This window comes from Acinetobacter sp. P1332 (assembly GCF_044057475.1).
Lineage (GTDB): Bacteria > Pseudomonadota > Gammaproteobacteria > Pseudomonadales > Moraxellaceae > Acinetobacter > Acinetobacter johnsonii.
In genome coordinates this window covers 1,114,970-1,128,849 of record NZ_CP171157.1, presented here as the reverse complement: position 1 = coordinate 1,128,849, position 13,880 = coordinate 1,114,970, and the positions used below count along the sequence as shown (strand labels likewise).

The 13,880-nt window shown below is 44.0% G+C and carries 12 protein-coding genes; 8 read left to right on the top strand and 4 right to left on the bottom strand.

The window, feature by feature from the left end; genetic code table 11:
* Positions 1-10 precede the first annotated feature (10 nt).
* The 4 genes from ACFN7Z_RS05440 to ACFN7Z_RS05425 all read right to left on the bottom strand — a co-directional run bounded on the left by ACFN7Z_RS05440 (position 11) and on the right by ACFN7Z_RS05425 (position 4,238).
* On the bottom strand, positions 11-685 hold the full coding sequence (locus tag ACFN7Z_RS05440; RefSeq protein WP_010327108.1) for a class I SAM-dependent methyltransferase: 675 nt from the start codon (positions 683-685) through the stop codon (positions 11-13).
* Positions 686-755: 70 nt separating this feature from the next.
* The gene (bioB, locus tag ACFN7Z_RS05435) at positions 756-1,748 is read right to left on the bottom strand and encodes a biotin synthase BioB (RefSeq protein WP_010327109.1); all 993 of its coding nucleotides are present in this window, start codon (positions 1,746-1,748) and stop codon (positions 756-758) included.
* A gap of 74 nt (positions 1,749-1,822) precedes the next feature.
* Positions 1,823-3,511 carry an AMP-binding protein gene (locus ACFN7Z_RS05430; protein ID WP_005400597.1) on the bottom strand — a complete coding sequence of 563 codons (1,689 nt, stop codon included), beginning with the start codon at positions 3,509-3,511 and terminating at the stop codon, positions 1,823-1,825.
* 100 nt (positions 3,512-3,611) lie between these two features.
* Positions 3,612-4,238 carry a TetR/AcrR family transcriptional regulator gene (locus ACFN7Z_RS05425; RefSeq protein ID WP_029575068.1) on the bottom strand — a complete coding sequence of 209 codons (627 nt, stop codon included), beginning with the start codon at positions 4,236-4,238 and terminating at the stop codon, positions 3,612-3,614.
* Between the two features lie 148 nt (positions 4,239-4,386).
* Between ACFN7Z_RS05425 and ACFN7Z_RS05420 the strand changes: the two genes are divergently transcribed.
* The 8 genes from ACFN7Z_RS05420 (at position 4,387) to ACFN7Z_RS05385 (ending at position 13,820) form a co-directional block, all read left to right on the top strand.
* On the top strand, positions 4,387-5,559 hold the full coding sequence (locus tag ACFN7Z_RS05420; protein ID WP_395442593.1) for an isovaleryl-CoA dehydrogenase: 1,173 nt from the start codon (positions 4,387-4,389) through the stop codon (positions 5,557-5,559).
* Positions 5,560-5,595: 36 nt separating this feature from the next.
* Positions 5,596-7,197, top strand: coding sequence for a carboxyl transferase domain-containing protein (locus tag ACFN7Z_RS05415; protein ID WP_010327112.1), 1,602 nt, complete (start codon positions 5,596-5,598; stop codon positions 7,195-7,197).
* Between the two features lie 10 nt (positions 7,198-7,207).
* Complete coding sequence (locus ACFN7Z_RS05410) at positions 7,208-8,002, top strand: enoyl-CoA hydratase/isomerase family protein (RefSeq protein ID WP_010327113.1); 795 nt, start codon at positions 7,208-7,210, stop codon at positions 8,000-8,002.
* A gap of 20 nt (positions 8,003-8,022) precedes the next feature.
* The gene (locus ACFN7Z_RS05405) at positions 8,023-10,014 is read left to right on the top strand and encodes an acetyl/propionyl/methylcrotonyl-CoA carboxylase subunit alpha (RefSeq protein ID WP_010327114.1); all 1,992 of its coding nucleotides are present in this window, start codon (positions 8,023-8,025) and stop codon (positions 10,012-10,014) included.
* Complete coding sequence (locus ACFN7Z_RS05400) at positions 10,011-10,913, top strand: hydroxymethylglutaryl-CoA lyase (protein ID WP_010327115.1); 903 nt, start codon at positions 10,011-10,013, stop codon at positions 10,911-10,913. The genes ACFN7Z_RS05405 and ACFN7Z_RS05400 overlap by 4 nt, the downstream gene beginning before the upstream one ends.
* Positions 10,914-10,939: 26 nt before the next feature.
* Positions 10,940-11,644 (top strand): CoA transferase subunit A, encoded by a 705-nt coding sequence (locus ACFN7Z_RS05395; RefSeq protein WP_004982282.1) that lies wholly within the window; start codon positions 10,940-10,942, stop codon positions 11,642-11,644.
* A gap of 3 nt (positions 11,645-11,647) precedes the next feature.
* Positions 11,648-12,277 carry a CoA transferase subunit B gene (locus ACFN7Z_RS05390; protein WP_010327116.1) on the top strand — a complete coding sequence of 210 codons (630 nt, stop codon included), beginning with the start codon at positions 11,648-11,650 and terminating at the stop codon, positions 12,275-12,277.
* Between the two features lie 133 nt (positions 12,278-12,410).
* Positions 12,411-13,820, top strand: coding sequence for a short-chain fatty acid transporter (locus ACFN7Z_RS05385; protein WP_395442592.1), 1,410 nt, complete (start codon positions 12,411-12,413; stop codon positions 13,818-13,820).
* Positions 13,821-13,880: the final 60 nt, after the last annotated feature.

Sequence of the window (13,880 nt, the reverse complement as noted above, 5' to 3'; positions counted from 1 at the left end):
CCATTGGTTTTTACTTTTGTGAAAAAAAACCATAATAATTCAACAGTTGACTATAAATTCGCACTTCATTAAATCCAACTTTAGTCAGAAGCTCTCGCATCTGGCTGGCCGAAACCAAATAAAAATCTTGTTGCAGGCGCTCGAGCATCTTTTCACTTTGTACTACTGTCAGTCCAATGCGCTGACACAGGTTTTGTAGAACCACGAGTTCAGTTTCATGGCTTGAATGCATAAGATCATAGCTGAGTAATATCGCTTGCGTTTTCAAACAGCGCAAAATATCGGCAAAGAAAAAGGTCTTTTCTGGCAGTGGTATAAAGTGCGCCACCAATATAGCCAAAGCTGCATCAAACTGTGCATTTTCCGGTAATGCGGTTGTATCGCCATGCACAAAGCGAACCCGTGTTAAATCACCATGGGTCGTGTTCAATAACTGCTGCGCTTTTTCAATCATGGTCAAAGATGGGTCAACCGCGGTAAAACTCCAAGTTGGATGCTGCGCCAACAAATATGAAAGCTCATAACCTGTACCACACCCCACAATCAATACGTGCGCATGTTTTGGTAGATGTGTTTTTAAAATGGCTTGAATTTGCAGATGAACCAACTCATAACCTGGAATGAGCTTACGAATATGTTGATCATAACCATCCACTACAGTTTGACTCTGAAAGTCTTTCGCCATTTTATTGTTCACTCATCTACTTTTATTCACCGCCCTAAATCTACACGTTCATCACCGCATGTTCTAGCACTTAAGCCACAGCCATAGCATCGACCGTTAACTCAGCAAGTTGCGGTTTGGCTTTTTCTGCATGTAAACCCAGTTTTTGAAAGAGTTGTTGATCCTTGCCTTGTGCTGTATTTGGCGTAGTCAGCAATTTCTCACCAGAAAACAGCGAATTTGCACCTGCCATAAAAGCCAAAGCTTGGTCGGCATCGGACAACGATTCACGTCCCGCGGACAGACGAATATAGCTTTTCGGCATAATGATGCGCGCTACTGCAATAGTGCGAATCCACTCGGTCACATCTAACTTTTCAACTTCTGCCAAAGGCGTACCTTGCATTGGAACCAACATGTTGATCGGCACAGACTCAGGATGTATCGGTAAAGTCGCCAATTCAAACAGTAATCCAATTCGATCTTTGGTCTCTTCACCTAGGCCAACAATCCCGCCACTACACACTTTTAAGCCTGCTTCTCGAACATGACTTAAGGTATCTAGACGATCGTCAAAGCTGCGGGTACTAATCACATTTGGATAGTACTCACGAGACGTGTCTAAGTTATGGTTGTAATAATCGAGTCCTGCACCTTTTAAACGTTCGGCTTGGGAGATATTCAGCATGCCTAGGGTCATACAGGTTTCTAAACCCAATGCTTTGACTTCACGCACCATATCCAAGACATAAGGCATATCGCGTTCATGTGGATTTCGCCATGCTGCGCCCATACAAAACCGAGTAGAACCTGAGGCTTTCGCCTGCTGTGCTTCACTAATGACCTTTTCAACCGCAATTCTTTTTTCAGCTTCGAGCTTTGAGTCATAACGCGCAGACTGTGAACAGTATTTGCAGTCTTCAGGGCATTTGCCTGTTTTGATCGATAGTAAAGTACTGACTTGAATCGCATTCGCTTCAAAGTACTGACGATGAATTTGCTGTGCTTGAAAGACCAAATCTAAAAAAGGCTGTTGGTAGAGTGCTTGTATTTCAGCGCGAGTCCAATCATTTCTCAGGTGCATATGCTATTCCTTTTGCTTTTCACTTCGGACTTTCCTTTGGCTTTAACCCAGCAAAGGAAAGTCCGTCTTCAACCTTATGCGATTTCTTTCAAATCCAGTTCATTACGCATAAATTCCTGCAATTTAAACTTCTGCGCTTTGCCCGAAGCCGTCATTGGGAACTCATTAAAAAACCGGACATAACGTGGAACTTTATTGTGTGAAATATGTTCAGCACAGTACTGACGGATCGACTCTTCAGTAATTTCATGATGCTCATGTAAAATAATACAAGCACACAATTCTTCACCATAACGCGCATCTGGCAGACCTATGACTTGGACATCGCTGACATCAGGATGGGTATATAAAAAGTCTTCGATTTCTTTCGGGAATAGGTTTTCTCCACCACGTATGACCACATCCTTAATTCGGCCTTTAATTTTCACAAAGCCTGCTTCGTCCATTTCTGCGATGTCACCTGTATGCATCCAGCGTGCTGAATCAATCACTTCTTGCGATTTTTCATGGTCTTCCCAATACCCCAACATTACCGAATAGCCACGAACACACAGTTCACCCAACTGGCCGCGCGGCACAACTTTGCCTTGTTCATCTACAATTTTAATTTCAAGATGTGGATGGACGCGCCCAACGGTTCCGACTCGTTGTTCAACTGAATCTGAAGTTGAACTTTGTGCACTGACAGGTGCTGTTTCAGTCATACCATAGCAAATGGTAATTTCAGACATATGCATCCGATCAATAACACGTTGCATAATTTCACGTGGGCACGGACTACCCGCCATAATGCCTGTACGTAAACTAGAAAGATCAAAATCATCAAACTGTTCATGCTCTAAAATGGCAATGAACATGGTCGGTACACCGTATGCGGCCGTACATTTTTCTTGCTGAATGGCTTTTAACGTTTCTAAAGGATTAAACACCGCCGATGGATAGACCATGGTTGAACCATGCGTAATGCAGGCCAAATTACCCATCACCATACCGAAACAGTGAAAGAGCGGTACAGAAATACAGACTCGATCGGCAGGACTTAAGTGAATGGCTTCACCAACAAAATAACCATTATTTAAAATATTATTATGTGTCAGCATTGTGCCTTTCGGGTTACCTGTGGTGCCCGAAGTAAACTGGATATTGATGGTTTCATCAAACTGCGATTCGCTTGCAACGAGCTCTAATTGATTGAGCTGTCTCTTGCTGGGGGGAGTGAGCAAATCGCTAAAACGATGCAAACCCGTATGCTCTTCTTCATCAATTTTAATAATATATTTCAAATGTGGCAGTCGTTCTGCCTTTAACACTTTATTTTCAGCACCTTTAATTTCAGGTGCAATTTTCATTAGAATATCTTGATAATTCGTGCTTTTAAATTGCGATGCAATGACCAAGCCCTTACAAGAAACTTTATTCAACACATATTCGAGCTCATTACTTTTATAGGCAGGGTTCAAGTTGACTAAAATGATACCCGCTTTAAACGCAGCAAACTGGGTGATCGTCCATTCCACACAGTTCGGTGACCAAATCGCAAGTCGATCGCCTTTCTTCAAGCCCAGTTTTAGTAAACTACAGGCAAACGCATTGACCTGAGCTTGTAATTCCTTATACGTGAGTCTGACATTTTGATGCAGGCTGACAACAGCATCTTGTTCCGCATACTGCTGACAAGCCTGATCAAATTTCTCACCAATTGTCATGCCTAATAGGGGCTGACTGCTCGTTCCATAGGCATAACTTAACCGTTCTTGTGTCATCGAATCGATCTCCTTGATTCATTGTAATCTTGTTATTCAACTTTAATTGTTCTATGACTACTTCCCTTCAAACACCAAGCCTTTGTGTTCACACCTGCTACTATTTTTCCTCCTGAACCTGAACTGCATTGACACAAAATTCGGCAATTTGTTTCACAAAGTAGTCTTTATAGTTTTGATCAAACATCACATTTCGAGACGGATTTAAAGGCTCAATCACCACAAAAGTCATGGCGCCGACCACACAAAGTGCTGCGGTATTTAAATCTTCAAATCCAAACTCACCGTTAATTTTCCCTGCGGCCAGTATTTCTTTGATGCTCTGTTTAATCAGCTGTTTACTGCGAAAACGTTCATGTTCTAACTCAGCATCGACTGGCTCAAACATGAGTGAATACGCAAGTTGGGGGCTATTCATGGCACGTTTCACAAACGTGGTTACCGCCTTGTCCAATTTCTGTTTTGACGTAAGCTCACTTTCAGCAATGTGATTTAAAATTTTCACCTCATGCTGAATGGCCTCAGACAAAACCTCAATTAACACTTGGCTTTTGTTATCGAAGTATCGATACACCAAACCACTCGAAACACCCGCGCGTTCAGCAATTGCTTGAATTTGCGCGTCTTTAATCCCCCCTTGAGCAATAAGTTCACGAGCGGATTGCAAAATCGCTTCACGATTTTGTTCCATTCGCTCTTGCATCAACGATGATCTTTTATAACTCATAATTCTATTCTCAACCAGATAAAATGAATTGTAAATCAATTTGTGAATTTTAGTTCACTTTTTTAAAAATTCGATGTATTGTAAAAATCAAGCACAACAAAAATGCTTTATCAGGAACAATAAATACACTCATAGGACGAATGAAGAAATGACCCTACAAAGCTTAAATTTCGGTTTAGATGAAACACTCATTGCACTGCGTGATTCCGTTGCGGCTTTTTGTGCCAAAGAAATTACTCCTATTGCTCAACAAGTCGATCAGAACAACGAATTTCCGGCTCAGTTGTGGAAAAAATTTGGCGATATGGGCTTACTCGGTCTAACCGTCAGTGAAGAATATGGCGGTACAGGCCTAGGTTATTTAGCGCATATCATTGCCATGCAGGAAATCTCACGTGCTTCAGCTTCGATAGGTCTTTCTTATGGTGCACATTCTAACCTATGTGTGAATCAAATTAACCGAAATGGCAGCGAAGAACAAAAGCAGCGCTATTTACCTAAGCTGATTTCAGGTGAATATGTCGGTGCACTTGCCATGTCTGAACCAAACGCAGGCTCAGACGTAGTCAGCATGAAACTCAAAGCTGAAGATTGTGGCGATCACTTCCTGTTAAATGGTTCAAAAATGTGGATCACCAATGGTGGTGATGCTGATGTACTTGTGGTGTATGCCAAAACTGATCTGCATGCAGGTGCTAAAGGCATGACGGCTTTCCTTGTAGAAAAAGGCATGGAAGGTTTTAGCCACGGCACACATTTAGACAAGTTAGGTATGCGCGGTTCGAACACTTACCCCCTGTTCTTTGACAACGTGAAAGTGCCAAAAGAAAACGTGACGGGCGGTGTAGGAAACGGCACGAAAGTGCTCATGAGTGGTTTGGACTATGAGCGTGCGGTTTTAAGCGCAGGTCCTTTAGGCATTATGGATGCCTGCATGGACACCGTGATTCCGTATATCCATGACCGTAAACAATTCGGACAAGCGCTCGGTGAGTTCCAGTTGATGCAAGGCAAAATTGCCGATATGTATTCGACTTGGTTGGCATGTAAAGCGTTGGTTTATGCTGTGGGTGCTGAGTGCGACAAGGCTGACCATAGCCGTAGCCTACGTAAAGATGCAGCCAGTGCAATTTTATATGCCGCGGAAAAAGCCACATGGATGGCAGGTGAAACCATTCAGACCTTAGGTGGAAATGGTTATATCAATGAATTTTCTGCAGGCCGTCTATGGCGCGATGCAAAACTCTATGAAATTGGCGCGGGAACTTCTGAAATTCGCCGTATGTTGATTGGCCGTGAACTGTTTAATGAAACAGCTTAACCCTCCACAACAATAAAAATGACAAGGATGTTCGTGATGAATCAATTACATAGCAAGATCAATATTCGAAGTGAAGACTTCAAAACTAACCAAACCGCGATGCAAAGCTTGGTCGATGACTTAAAGCAAAAAGCAGAACAAATTGCTTTAGGCGGTGGTGAAGCGGCGCGACAAAAACATTTGGCACGCGGAAAACTATTAGCACGTGATCGTATTGATCAGTTAATTGATGTAGGCACCGCATTCCTTGAAATTGGTCAGTTGGCAGCACAAAACGTCTATGCAGACGATGTGCCTGCGGCTGGTGTCGTTGCTGGTGTAGGTCAGGTCAATGGTGTGACCTGCATGATCGTCGCCAACGATGCGACAGTGAAAGGCGGCACGTACTACCCATTGACGGTGAAAAAACACTTACGTGCTCAAGAAATTGCGGAGCAAAACCATCTGCCCTGTATTTATTTGGTGGACTCAGGCGGTGCATATTTGCCGATGCAGGATGAAGTTTTCCCTGACCGTGATCACTTTGGCCGTATTTTCTATAACCAAGCACGCATGTCAAGCATGGGAATTGCCCAAATTGCGGTGGTCATGGGGAGCTGTACAGCTGGGGGTGCTTACGTACCTGCCATGTCTGATGAAACCATTATTGTGCGTAATCAAGGGACGATTTTCTTAGGTGGCCCACCATTGGTGAAAGCAGCAACGGGTGAAGTGGTTAGCAGTGAAGACTTAGGTGGTGGTGATGTGCATACTCGCCTGTCTGGTGTGGCGGATCATTTGGCTGAGAACGACGAACATGCCATTGCCATTGCTCGTAACATCGTAGCCAACCTGAATAAAGCACCACATACGCGTGCAACAGAGATTGAAGAACCGTTATTTGATGCAACAGAACTATATGGTGTTGTGCCAAGTGATGCACGCAAGCCATTCGATATTCGTGAAGTGATTGCGCGCATTGTCGATGGTTCACGTTTTGATGAATTCAAAGCTCGCTTTGGCACCACCTTAGTCACAGGTTTTGCCAAAATATATGGCATGCCCGTTGGCATTATTGCCAACAACGGTATTTTATTTTCAGAGTCTGCACAAAAAGGGGCTCACTTTATTGAGCTCTGTACGCAGCGCAATATTCCCCTACTGTTCCTTCAAAACATTACTGGCTTTATGGTCGGTCGCCAATACGAAAATGAAGGCATTGCCAAAAATGGCGCCAAACTGGTCATGGCTGTTGCAACCGCAAATGTCCCGAAACTTACCCTTGTGATTGGTGGTTCATTTGGTGCAGGCAACTACGGTATGTGTGGTCGTGCCTATTCTCCACGCTTCATGTGGACATGGCCGAACTCGCGTATTTCGGTTATGGGTGGTGAACAAGCGGCAAGTGTATTGTCGACCTTAAAGCGTGATCAAATCGAAAAACGTGGCGAGTCTTGGTCTGCGGCAGAAGAAGATGATTTTAAACAGCCCTTCCGTGACCAATTTGAACGCCAAGGCCATCCATATTATGCATCGGCGCGTTTGTGGGATGACGGTGTGATTGATCCTGCACAAAGCCGTCAGGTGCTCGGTTTAAGTTTAGCCGCAGCCTTAAATGCACCCATCCAACCGACCAAATTCGGCGTGTTCCGCATGTAGGAGATGAGTGATGAGCTTTCAATATTTACAACTCGAACAACGCGACCAAGTGGCAACGGTATGGATTAATCGTGCAGAAATGCATAATGCCTTCAATACTCAAGTGATTGAAGAACTGCACCGCTGCTTTAGCGAACTCAACACACGTGATGATGTACGTGTGGTGATTTTAGCTGGACGTGGCAAAAGCTTCTCAGCGGGTGCTGACCTGAACTGGATGAAAGAAGCAGGACAAGCCTCACAGGCTGAAAATGAAGCCGATGCATTAAAACTGGCGAAAATGCTACAAAGTTTAGCAACATTAAAACAACCAACCATTGCCCGTGTGCAAGGCATTGCTTTTGGTGGTGGGATGGGCCTGGCTTCTGCCTGTGATATTTGTGTCGCAAGCAGTGATGCTAAGTTTGCAACCTCTGAAGTGCGCTTAGGTTTAGCCCCTTCAACCATTAGCCCTTATGTGATTCGTGCGATTGGTGCACGTCAGGCTTCACGCTACTTTTTAACCGCAGAGCGTATTTCTGCGGAGCAAGCCCTACACATTGGTCTGGCGCATGTAGTGGCCGATGCTGAACAGTTAGATGAAAAAGTCGCAGAAATGGTCGATGCCTTACTTTTGGGTGGGCCAGAAGCACAAACGTCTTCAAAACAACTCATCCAAATGGTCGACCAGCAAGTGTTAACCGAAGCATTATTGTTGCAAACAGCACAACATATTGCCCATGTACGCCAAGGATCAGAGGCGAAAAGTGGCTTAAATGCTTTTTTAAATAAACACAGTCCAGTCTGGATCAAGACGACGGCATAACAACAAGAAAGGATATCGATATGTTTAATAAAATCTTAATTGCGAACCGTGGTGAAATTGCTTGTCGTGTGATCCGAACTGCAAAAAAAATGGGCATTGCCACCGTTGCAGTCTATTCAGATGCTGACGCTCAGGCGCAGCACGTGCAACAAGCCAACGAAGCCATTTATATCGGCGAATCCCCTGCTGCACAAAGCTACCTACAAATTGAACGTATTATTCAAGCTGCCTTAGACACAGGTGCTGAAGCAATTCATCCAGGTTATGGCTTTTTATCTGAAAATGACCAATTTGCCAATGCCTGCCAAAAAAACAACATTGTCTTTATTGGTCCACCTGTAGATGCCATTTTAGCTATGGGCCTCAAAGCCACTTCTAAATCCTTAATGGAGAAAGCAGGTGTACCGCTGACACCGGGCTACCATGGCACCAACCAAGATCCTGATTTTTTAAAACAACAAGCCGATACCATTGGCTACCCTGTGCTGATTAAAGCCAGTGCTGGCGGTGGTGGTAAAGGCATGCGCTTAGTTGATCGCGGCGAAGACTTTTTAAGCCATCTAGCTTCATGTAAAAGTGAGGCGCGTTCAAGCTTTGGCAATGACGATGTTTTGGTTGAACGCTATGTGGTACAACCGCGCCATATTGAAGTACAAGTTTTTGGTGATACACATGGTAACTATGTGCACCTCTTTGAACGCGATTGTTCGGTACAACGTCGCCATCAAAAAGTACTAGAAGAAGCACCTGCACCCCAAATGGCAGAACCAAAACTCGAAGCCATGCGCCAAGCCGCTATTGATGCAGCACGTGCAGTGGATTATGTCGGTGCAGGGACAGTTGAGTTTATTGTGGAACAAGACGGCACGGCGTATTTCATGGAAATGAATACTCGCCTGCAAGTTGAGCATCCTGTAACAGAGATGATTACAGGGCAGGATTTGGTGGAATGGCAACTACGTGTAGCTTTTGGTGAACCGCTGCCTAAACAACAACATGAGCTCAGTATTCATGGTCATGCATTAGAAGCGCGTGTCTATGCTGAAGAGCCTGAAAAAGGTTTCTTACCTGCAATTGGTAAAATCCACTACCTGCACTACCCTCAGCAAAATGAGCATGTCCGCGTAGACAGTGGCATTGTTGAAGGGGATGAAATCACGACCTTTTACGACCCAATGATTGCCAAATTAATTGTTTGGGCAAAGAATCGTGAAGCCGCACTCACCCAAATGCACCACGCACTGAGTCAATTTCATGTCGATGGCTTGGGCAATAACATAGCATTCTTAGACCGTTTGGTCCGTTCAGAATCGTTCAAAACCGCCAACCTCGACACCAACTTAATTCAACGTGAAGAAGCATTTTTACTGCAACACAATGAAACAGCCTCTTCAGAACTCATCATCACGGCGGCATTGATTGAACTCTTGTCTCGCTTTGCCAGCAATAAAGCCGCTGTAAATCCTGTATGGCAAGCCAAGTCTCTATGGCGTTTAAATCTTAATGCCAGCTATGCCATTAAACTTGCACTAAACGATAAAGAACATAAAGTCTATTTCAGTCCAGCGGCAAAAGGCTTTACAGCAAAGTACAATGAACATAGCGTTTTCATTCAGGGTGAATTGTTAGAAGCACATTTAGCTAAAATTGAATGTGCAACAAACAAAAAGACCTATGCTTATAGTTCAAATGCGCAGGGCCTAACCCTGTATGCAGATGGTCAAAGCTATAAATTTTCACATATTCAGCCTAACTTTAATACTGAAGATGATGCTTCTGATGCCAACAACTTAAAAGCACCAATGCCAGGTGTGATCACACAAGTCTTGGTACAAAACAACAGCGCAGTGAAAAAAGATGATGTCCTCCTCACGCTTGAAGCGATGAAAATTGAATATTCAATTCGTGCTCCACATGATGGCATTGTCTCTGCGGCTTACTTCCAAGTCGGTGATCAGGTCAAAGCGGGTGATGAATTGGTTGAGTTTTCAAGCTTGGAAGGTGCCGCATGAATGAATTTGTCAAAATTGTCGAAGTCGGGCCGCGAGATGGTTTGCAAAATGAAAAGACACCGCTCACTTTGGATGACCGTCGCAAACTGATTTTAGATTTAATGCAAACAGGACTCAGTGCCATTGAAGTGGGTTCTTGCGTCTCTGCAAAGTGGGTTCCACAAATGGCACAGAGTGATGAACTCTTTGCCAGCTTACCCAAAGATCCGAATATCAGTTTTAGTTTACTGACTCCGAACTTGAAAGGGTTTGAGTCTGCTTTGGCAGTTGGCTGTCAGGAGGTTGCCGTTTTTACCGCAGCTTCCGAAAGCTTTACCCAAAAGAACATCAATTGCTCCATTGACGAAAGCTTTGAAAAATTTGCAGACATCATGGCTGCGGCGAAAGCCCATAACATCAAAGTGCGTGGTTATGTGTCTTGTATTGTCGACTGCCCCTATGAAGGTGCAATTGCACCGAGCAAAGTTGCACACGTCAGTCAACGTTTGCTGGACATGGGCTGTTATGAAGTGTCCTTAGGTGAAACGATTGGCACGGCGACACCAGACCGTGTGAAAAAAGTCTGGCAGGCGTGTTTAGCGGAAATGGATGCTGCGAGTCTAGCAGGACATTTTCATAATACCTATGGCATGGCGATTGCCAATATTTATCAGTCTTTAGAACAAGGCATTCGTGTATTTGATTCGTCCATTGCAGGTTTAGGCGGCTGCCCTTATGCCAAAGGCGCATCGGGCAATGTCTCCACAGAAGACCTTTACTACCTACTCTCCAACATGGGTTATATCACAGGGATTGATCTTGATGCACTGATGATTGCCAGCCAAAACATCAGCCAGATACTACAACGCACCAATCCATCTAATTATGCCAATGCCTACTGGCAAAAGCGCTGTGCCTAAGCCATTCAATTGATAACGAGAACACTATGGTCAATAAAGTTTATTCAAGTGCAAAGGATGCACTGCAAGATGTGGTTCAAGATGGTCAAACCCTAGCGGTTGGTGGCTTTGGTTTATGCGGTATTCCAGAAAGTCTGATTGCGGCCTTAAAACAAACGGGCGTGAAAAACCTCACCTGTATTTCAAATAATGCAGGCGTCGATGGTTTCGGCTTAGGGCTCTTATTAGAAAGTAAACAAATCAAAAAAATGATTGCTTCCTATGTAGGTGAAAACAAAGAATTTGAACGTCAGTTTTTAAGTGGTGAGCTTGAAGTGGAGCTCACCCCTCAAGGTACACTGGCAGAAAAACTCCGTGCTGGAGGTGCGGGTATCCCTGCCTTCTTTACCGCAACAGGTGTCGGCACACTCATTGCCGAAGGCAAAGAAGAGCGTGAGTTTAATGGCAAACCTTATATTCTAGAAAACTCGCTCACCGCTGACATTGCACTCGTGAAGGCTTACAAGGCCGATACTGCAGGTAACTTAATTTTCCGTAAAACCGCACAAAACTTTAACCCTGTATGTGCGATGGCTGGAAAAGTCTGCATTGTCGAAGTTGAGGAAATTGTTGAAATTGGCGCTTTAGATCCAGACCAGATTCACCTGCCAGGTATTTATGTCAATCGCATTGTGCTGAATGCAAACCCTGAAAAACGTATCGAACAACTCACATTAAAAGAGGAGGCTTAACCCATGGCTTGGTCTCGTAATGAAATGGCACAACGTGCAGCGCTTGAGCTGGAAGATGGTTTTTATGTCAATTTAGGCATTGGCTTACCCACACTGGTGGCCAACTATATTCCTGAAAACGTCAACGTCTGGTTGCAGTCTGAAAATGGATTGTTAGGTATTGGCGAGTTTCCAACAGCCGAAACAGTCGATGCCGATTTAATCAATGCTGGGAAACAAACTGTTACTGCACGTCAGGGCGCCGCATTTTTCTCTAGTGCAGATTCTTTTGCCATGATCCGTGGAGGTCATGTCAATATCGCCATTTTAGGGGCAATGGAAGTCTCACAAAATGGCGATTTGGCCAACTGGATGATTCCGGGTAAAAAAGTCAAAGGTATGGGAGGTGCAATGGATTTGGTTGCTGGAGTACAAAAAGTGGTGGTGCTCATGGAACACTCTGCAAAAGATGGTACACCGAAAATTGTCGAGCAGTGTAGCCTGCCTCTGACAGGTAAAAATGTCGTACATCGCGTGATTACTGACCTCGGTGTCATGGACATTACGCAGGAAGGTGTGAAATTAGTTGAACTGGCGAAAGATGTCAGTTTTGAAGATATTCAAAAAGTGACAGGTGTTCCCCTCATCCGCTAATTCGACATCATTTATACAATAGAAAAATAATCCAATGTCTTTAAAGCAGCGATCCTGTTTTAAAGGCATTTCTATCAGCACGGATAGGCTGAATCAAAAATTCATACCTTATAGATAAAAATGGAATCAATGCATGGAAAACTCTCAAAATATTTTGCAACGTTTTGCACTAAGTGTCAGTGATTGGTCGGAGAAATGGTTTCCAGACTCTTATATTTTTGCCCTATTGGGTGTCGTGATCGTCGCAATTGCTTCCATCAGCATTGGCGCACCTGCCAAAGATGTCGCAGTGTCCTTTGGTGATGGTTTTTGGAGTCTGATTCCTTTTACCTTACAAATGTGTATGCTGATTGTGGTTGGTTATGTGGTTTCTGTTTCAAAGCCTGTAGAGCTGCTGATTCAAAAAATGGCTCGAATTCCCCATAGTGGACGTGGTGCGATTGTACTTGTTGCGACGGTCAGTTTATTAATTTCGCTGATTAACTGGGCCATGAGTACAGTACTGACTGCCCTGCTGGTGATTGCTTTAGCTAAACGCAAAGAACTCAATATGGACTATCGTGCTGCCGCTGCCGCCGCGATTATTGGTATGGGAGCGACGTGGGCCTTAGATATTAGTTCTTCTGCGGCACAACTGCAAGCCAACAAAGCCAGCCTGCCCGAATCAATTTACAATCTAACCGGCGTGATTCCCTTCACCGAAACCATTTTCTTACCTCAGTCGATGATCATGACGGCTGTGTTGATTATTGCATCGATTGCTATTGCATTTTGGTCTGCACCCAAAGGGCAAGACATTAAAACCATTGATCAATTCTCCATCCAGTTTGAGGAAGAAGCTAAACCAACACCAACCACAAAACGCCCAGGAGACTGGTTAGAGAACTCACCTTTATTGAGTATATTGATTGTGCTCTTGGGTCTAGTTTGGATGTTCAATGAGTTCAGCAAAAGTAATCCGATCTTGGCCATTTCAAGCCTAAATACCTACAACTTTATTTTCCTGATGCTGGGTATTGCACTGCATGGTACGCCACGAAATTTCCTCAATGCTGTCACTAAAGCCGTGCCAGCGGTCTCAGGTGTTCTTATTCAGTTTCCTCTGTATGGCAGTATCGCCTTTATGATGACGCAAGCCTTGAACAGTCATGATTTATCACTATCACATTATATTGCTGAGTTTTTTGTTTCGATTGCCTCCAAAGAAACCTTTGCCATTGTGATGGGCCTATATTCTGCCATTTTAGGCTTTTTCATTCCTTCTGGCGGCGGTAAATGGATTATTGAAGCACCCTATGTCATGCAAGCTGCACATGATTTGAAAGTGCATTTAGGCTGGTCGGTGCAAATCTATAATGCTGCTGAAGCCTTGCCGAATTTAATCAACCCATTTTTTATGCTGCCCATGCTCGGCATTCTCAAATTAAAAGCCAAAGATGTAATCGGCTTTACCGTCACTCAATTGGTTTTCCATCTGCCTTTGGTGCTGTTCCTGCTTTGGATTTTAGGCCGCAGCCTGACCTATATGCCACCTACCTTCTAAACAAGGACAAAAAACACAATCTAAATAAAAAAGGACGAATCATATTCGTCCTTTTCTCAT

Coding starts and splice junctions, on each gene's coding strand:
- ACFN7Z_RS05385 (WP_395442592.1), top strand. CDS start 12,411: ATGGAAAACTCTCAAAATATTTTGCAACGTTTTGCACTAAGTGTCAGT.
- ACFN7Z_RS05425 (WP_029575068.1), bottom strand. CDS start 4,238: ATGAGTTATAAAAGATCATCGTTGATGCAAGAGCGAATGGAACAAAAT.
- ACFN7Z_RS05395 (WP_004982282.1), top strand. CDS start 10,940: ATGGTCAATAAAGTTTATTCAAGTGCAAAGGATGCACTGCAAGATGTG.
- ACFN7Z_RS05430 (WP_005400597.1), bottom strand. CDS start 3,511: ATGACACAAGAACGGTTAAGTTATGCCTATGGAACGAGCAGTCAGCCC.
- ACFN7Z_RS05440 (WP_010327108.1), bottom strand. CDS start 685: ATGGCGAAAGACTTTCAGAGTCAAACTGTAGTGGATGGTTATGATCAA.
- ACFN7Z_RS05405 (WP_010327114.1), top strand. CDS start 8,023: ATGTTTAATAAAATCTTAATTGCGAACCGTGGTGAAATTGCTTGTCGT.
- ACFN7Z_RS05400 (WP_010327115.1), top strand. CDS start 10,011: ATGAATGAATTTGTCAAAATTGTCGAAGTCGGGCCGCGAGATGGTTTG.
- ACFN7Z_RS05410 (WP_010327113.1), top strand. CDS start 7,208: ATGAGCTTTCAATATTTACAACTCGAACAACGCGACCAAGTGGCAACG.
- ACFN7Z_RS05415 (WP_010327112.1), top strand. CDS start 5,596: ATGAATCAATTACATAGCAAGATCAATATTCGAAGTGAAGACTTCAAA.
- ACFN7Z_RS05420 (WP_395442593.1), top strand. CDS start 4,387: ATGACCCTACAAAGCTTAAATTTCGGTTTAGATGAAACACTCATTGCA.
- ACFN7Z_RS05390 (WP_010327116.1), top strand. CDS start 11,648: ATGGCTTGGTCTCGTAATGAAATGGCACAACGTGCAGCGCTTGAGCTG.
- bioB (WP_010327109.1), bottom strand. CDS start 1,748: ATGCACCTGAGAAATGATTGGACTCGCGCTGAAATACAAGCACTCTAC.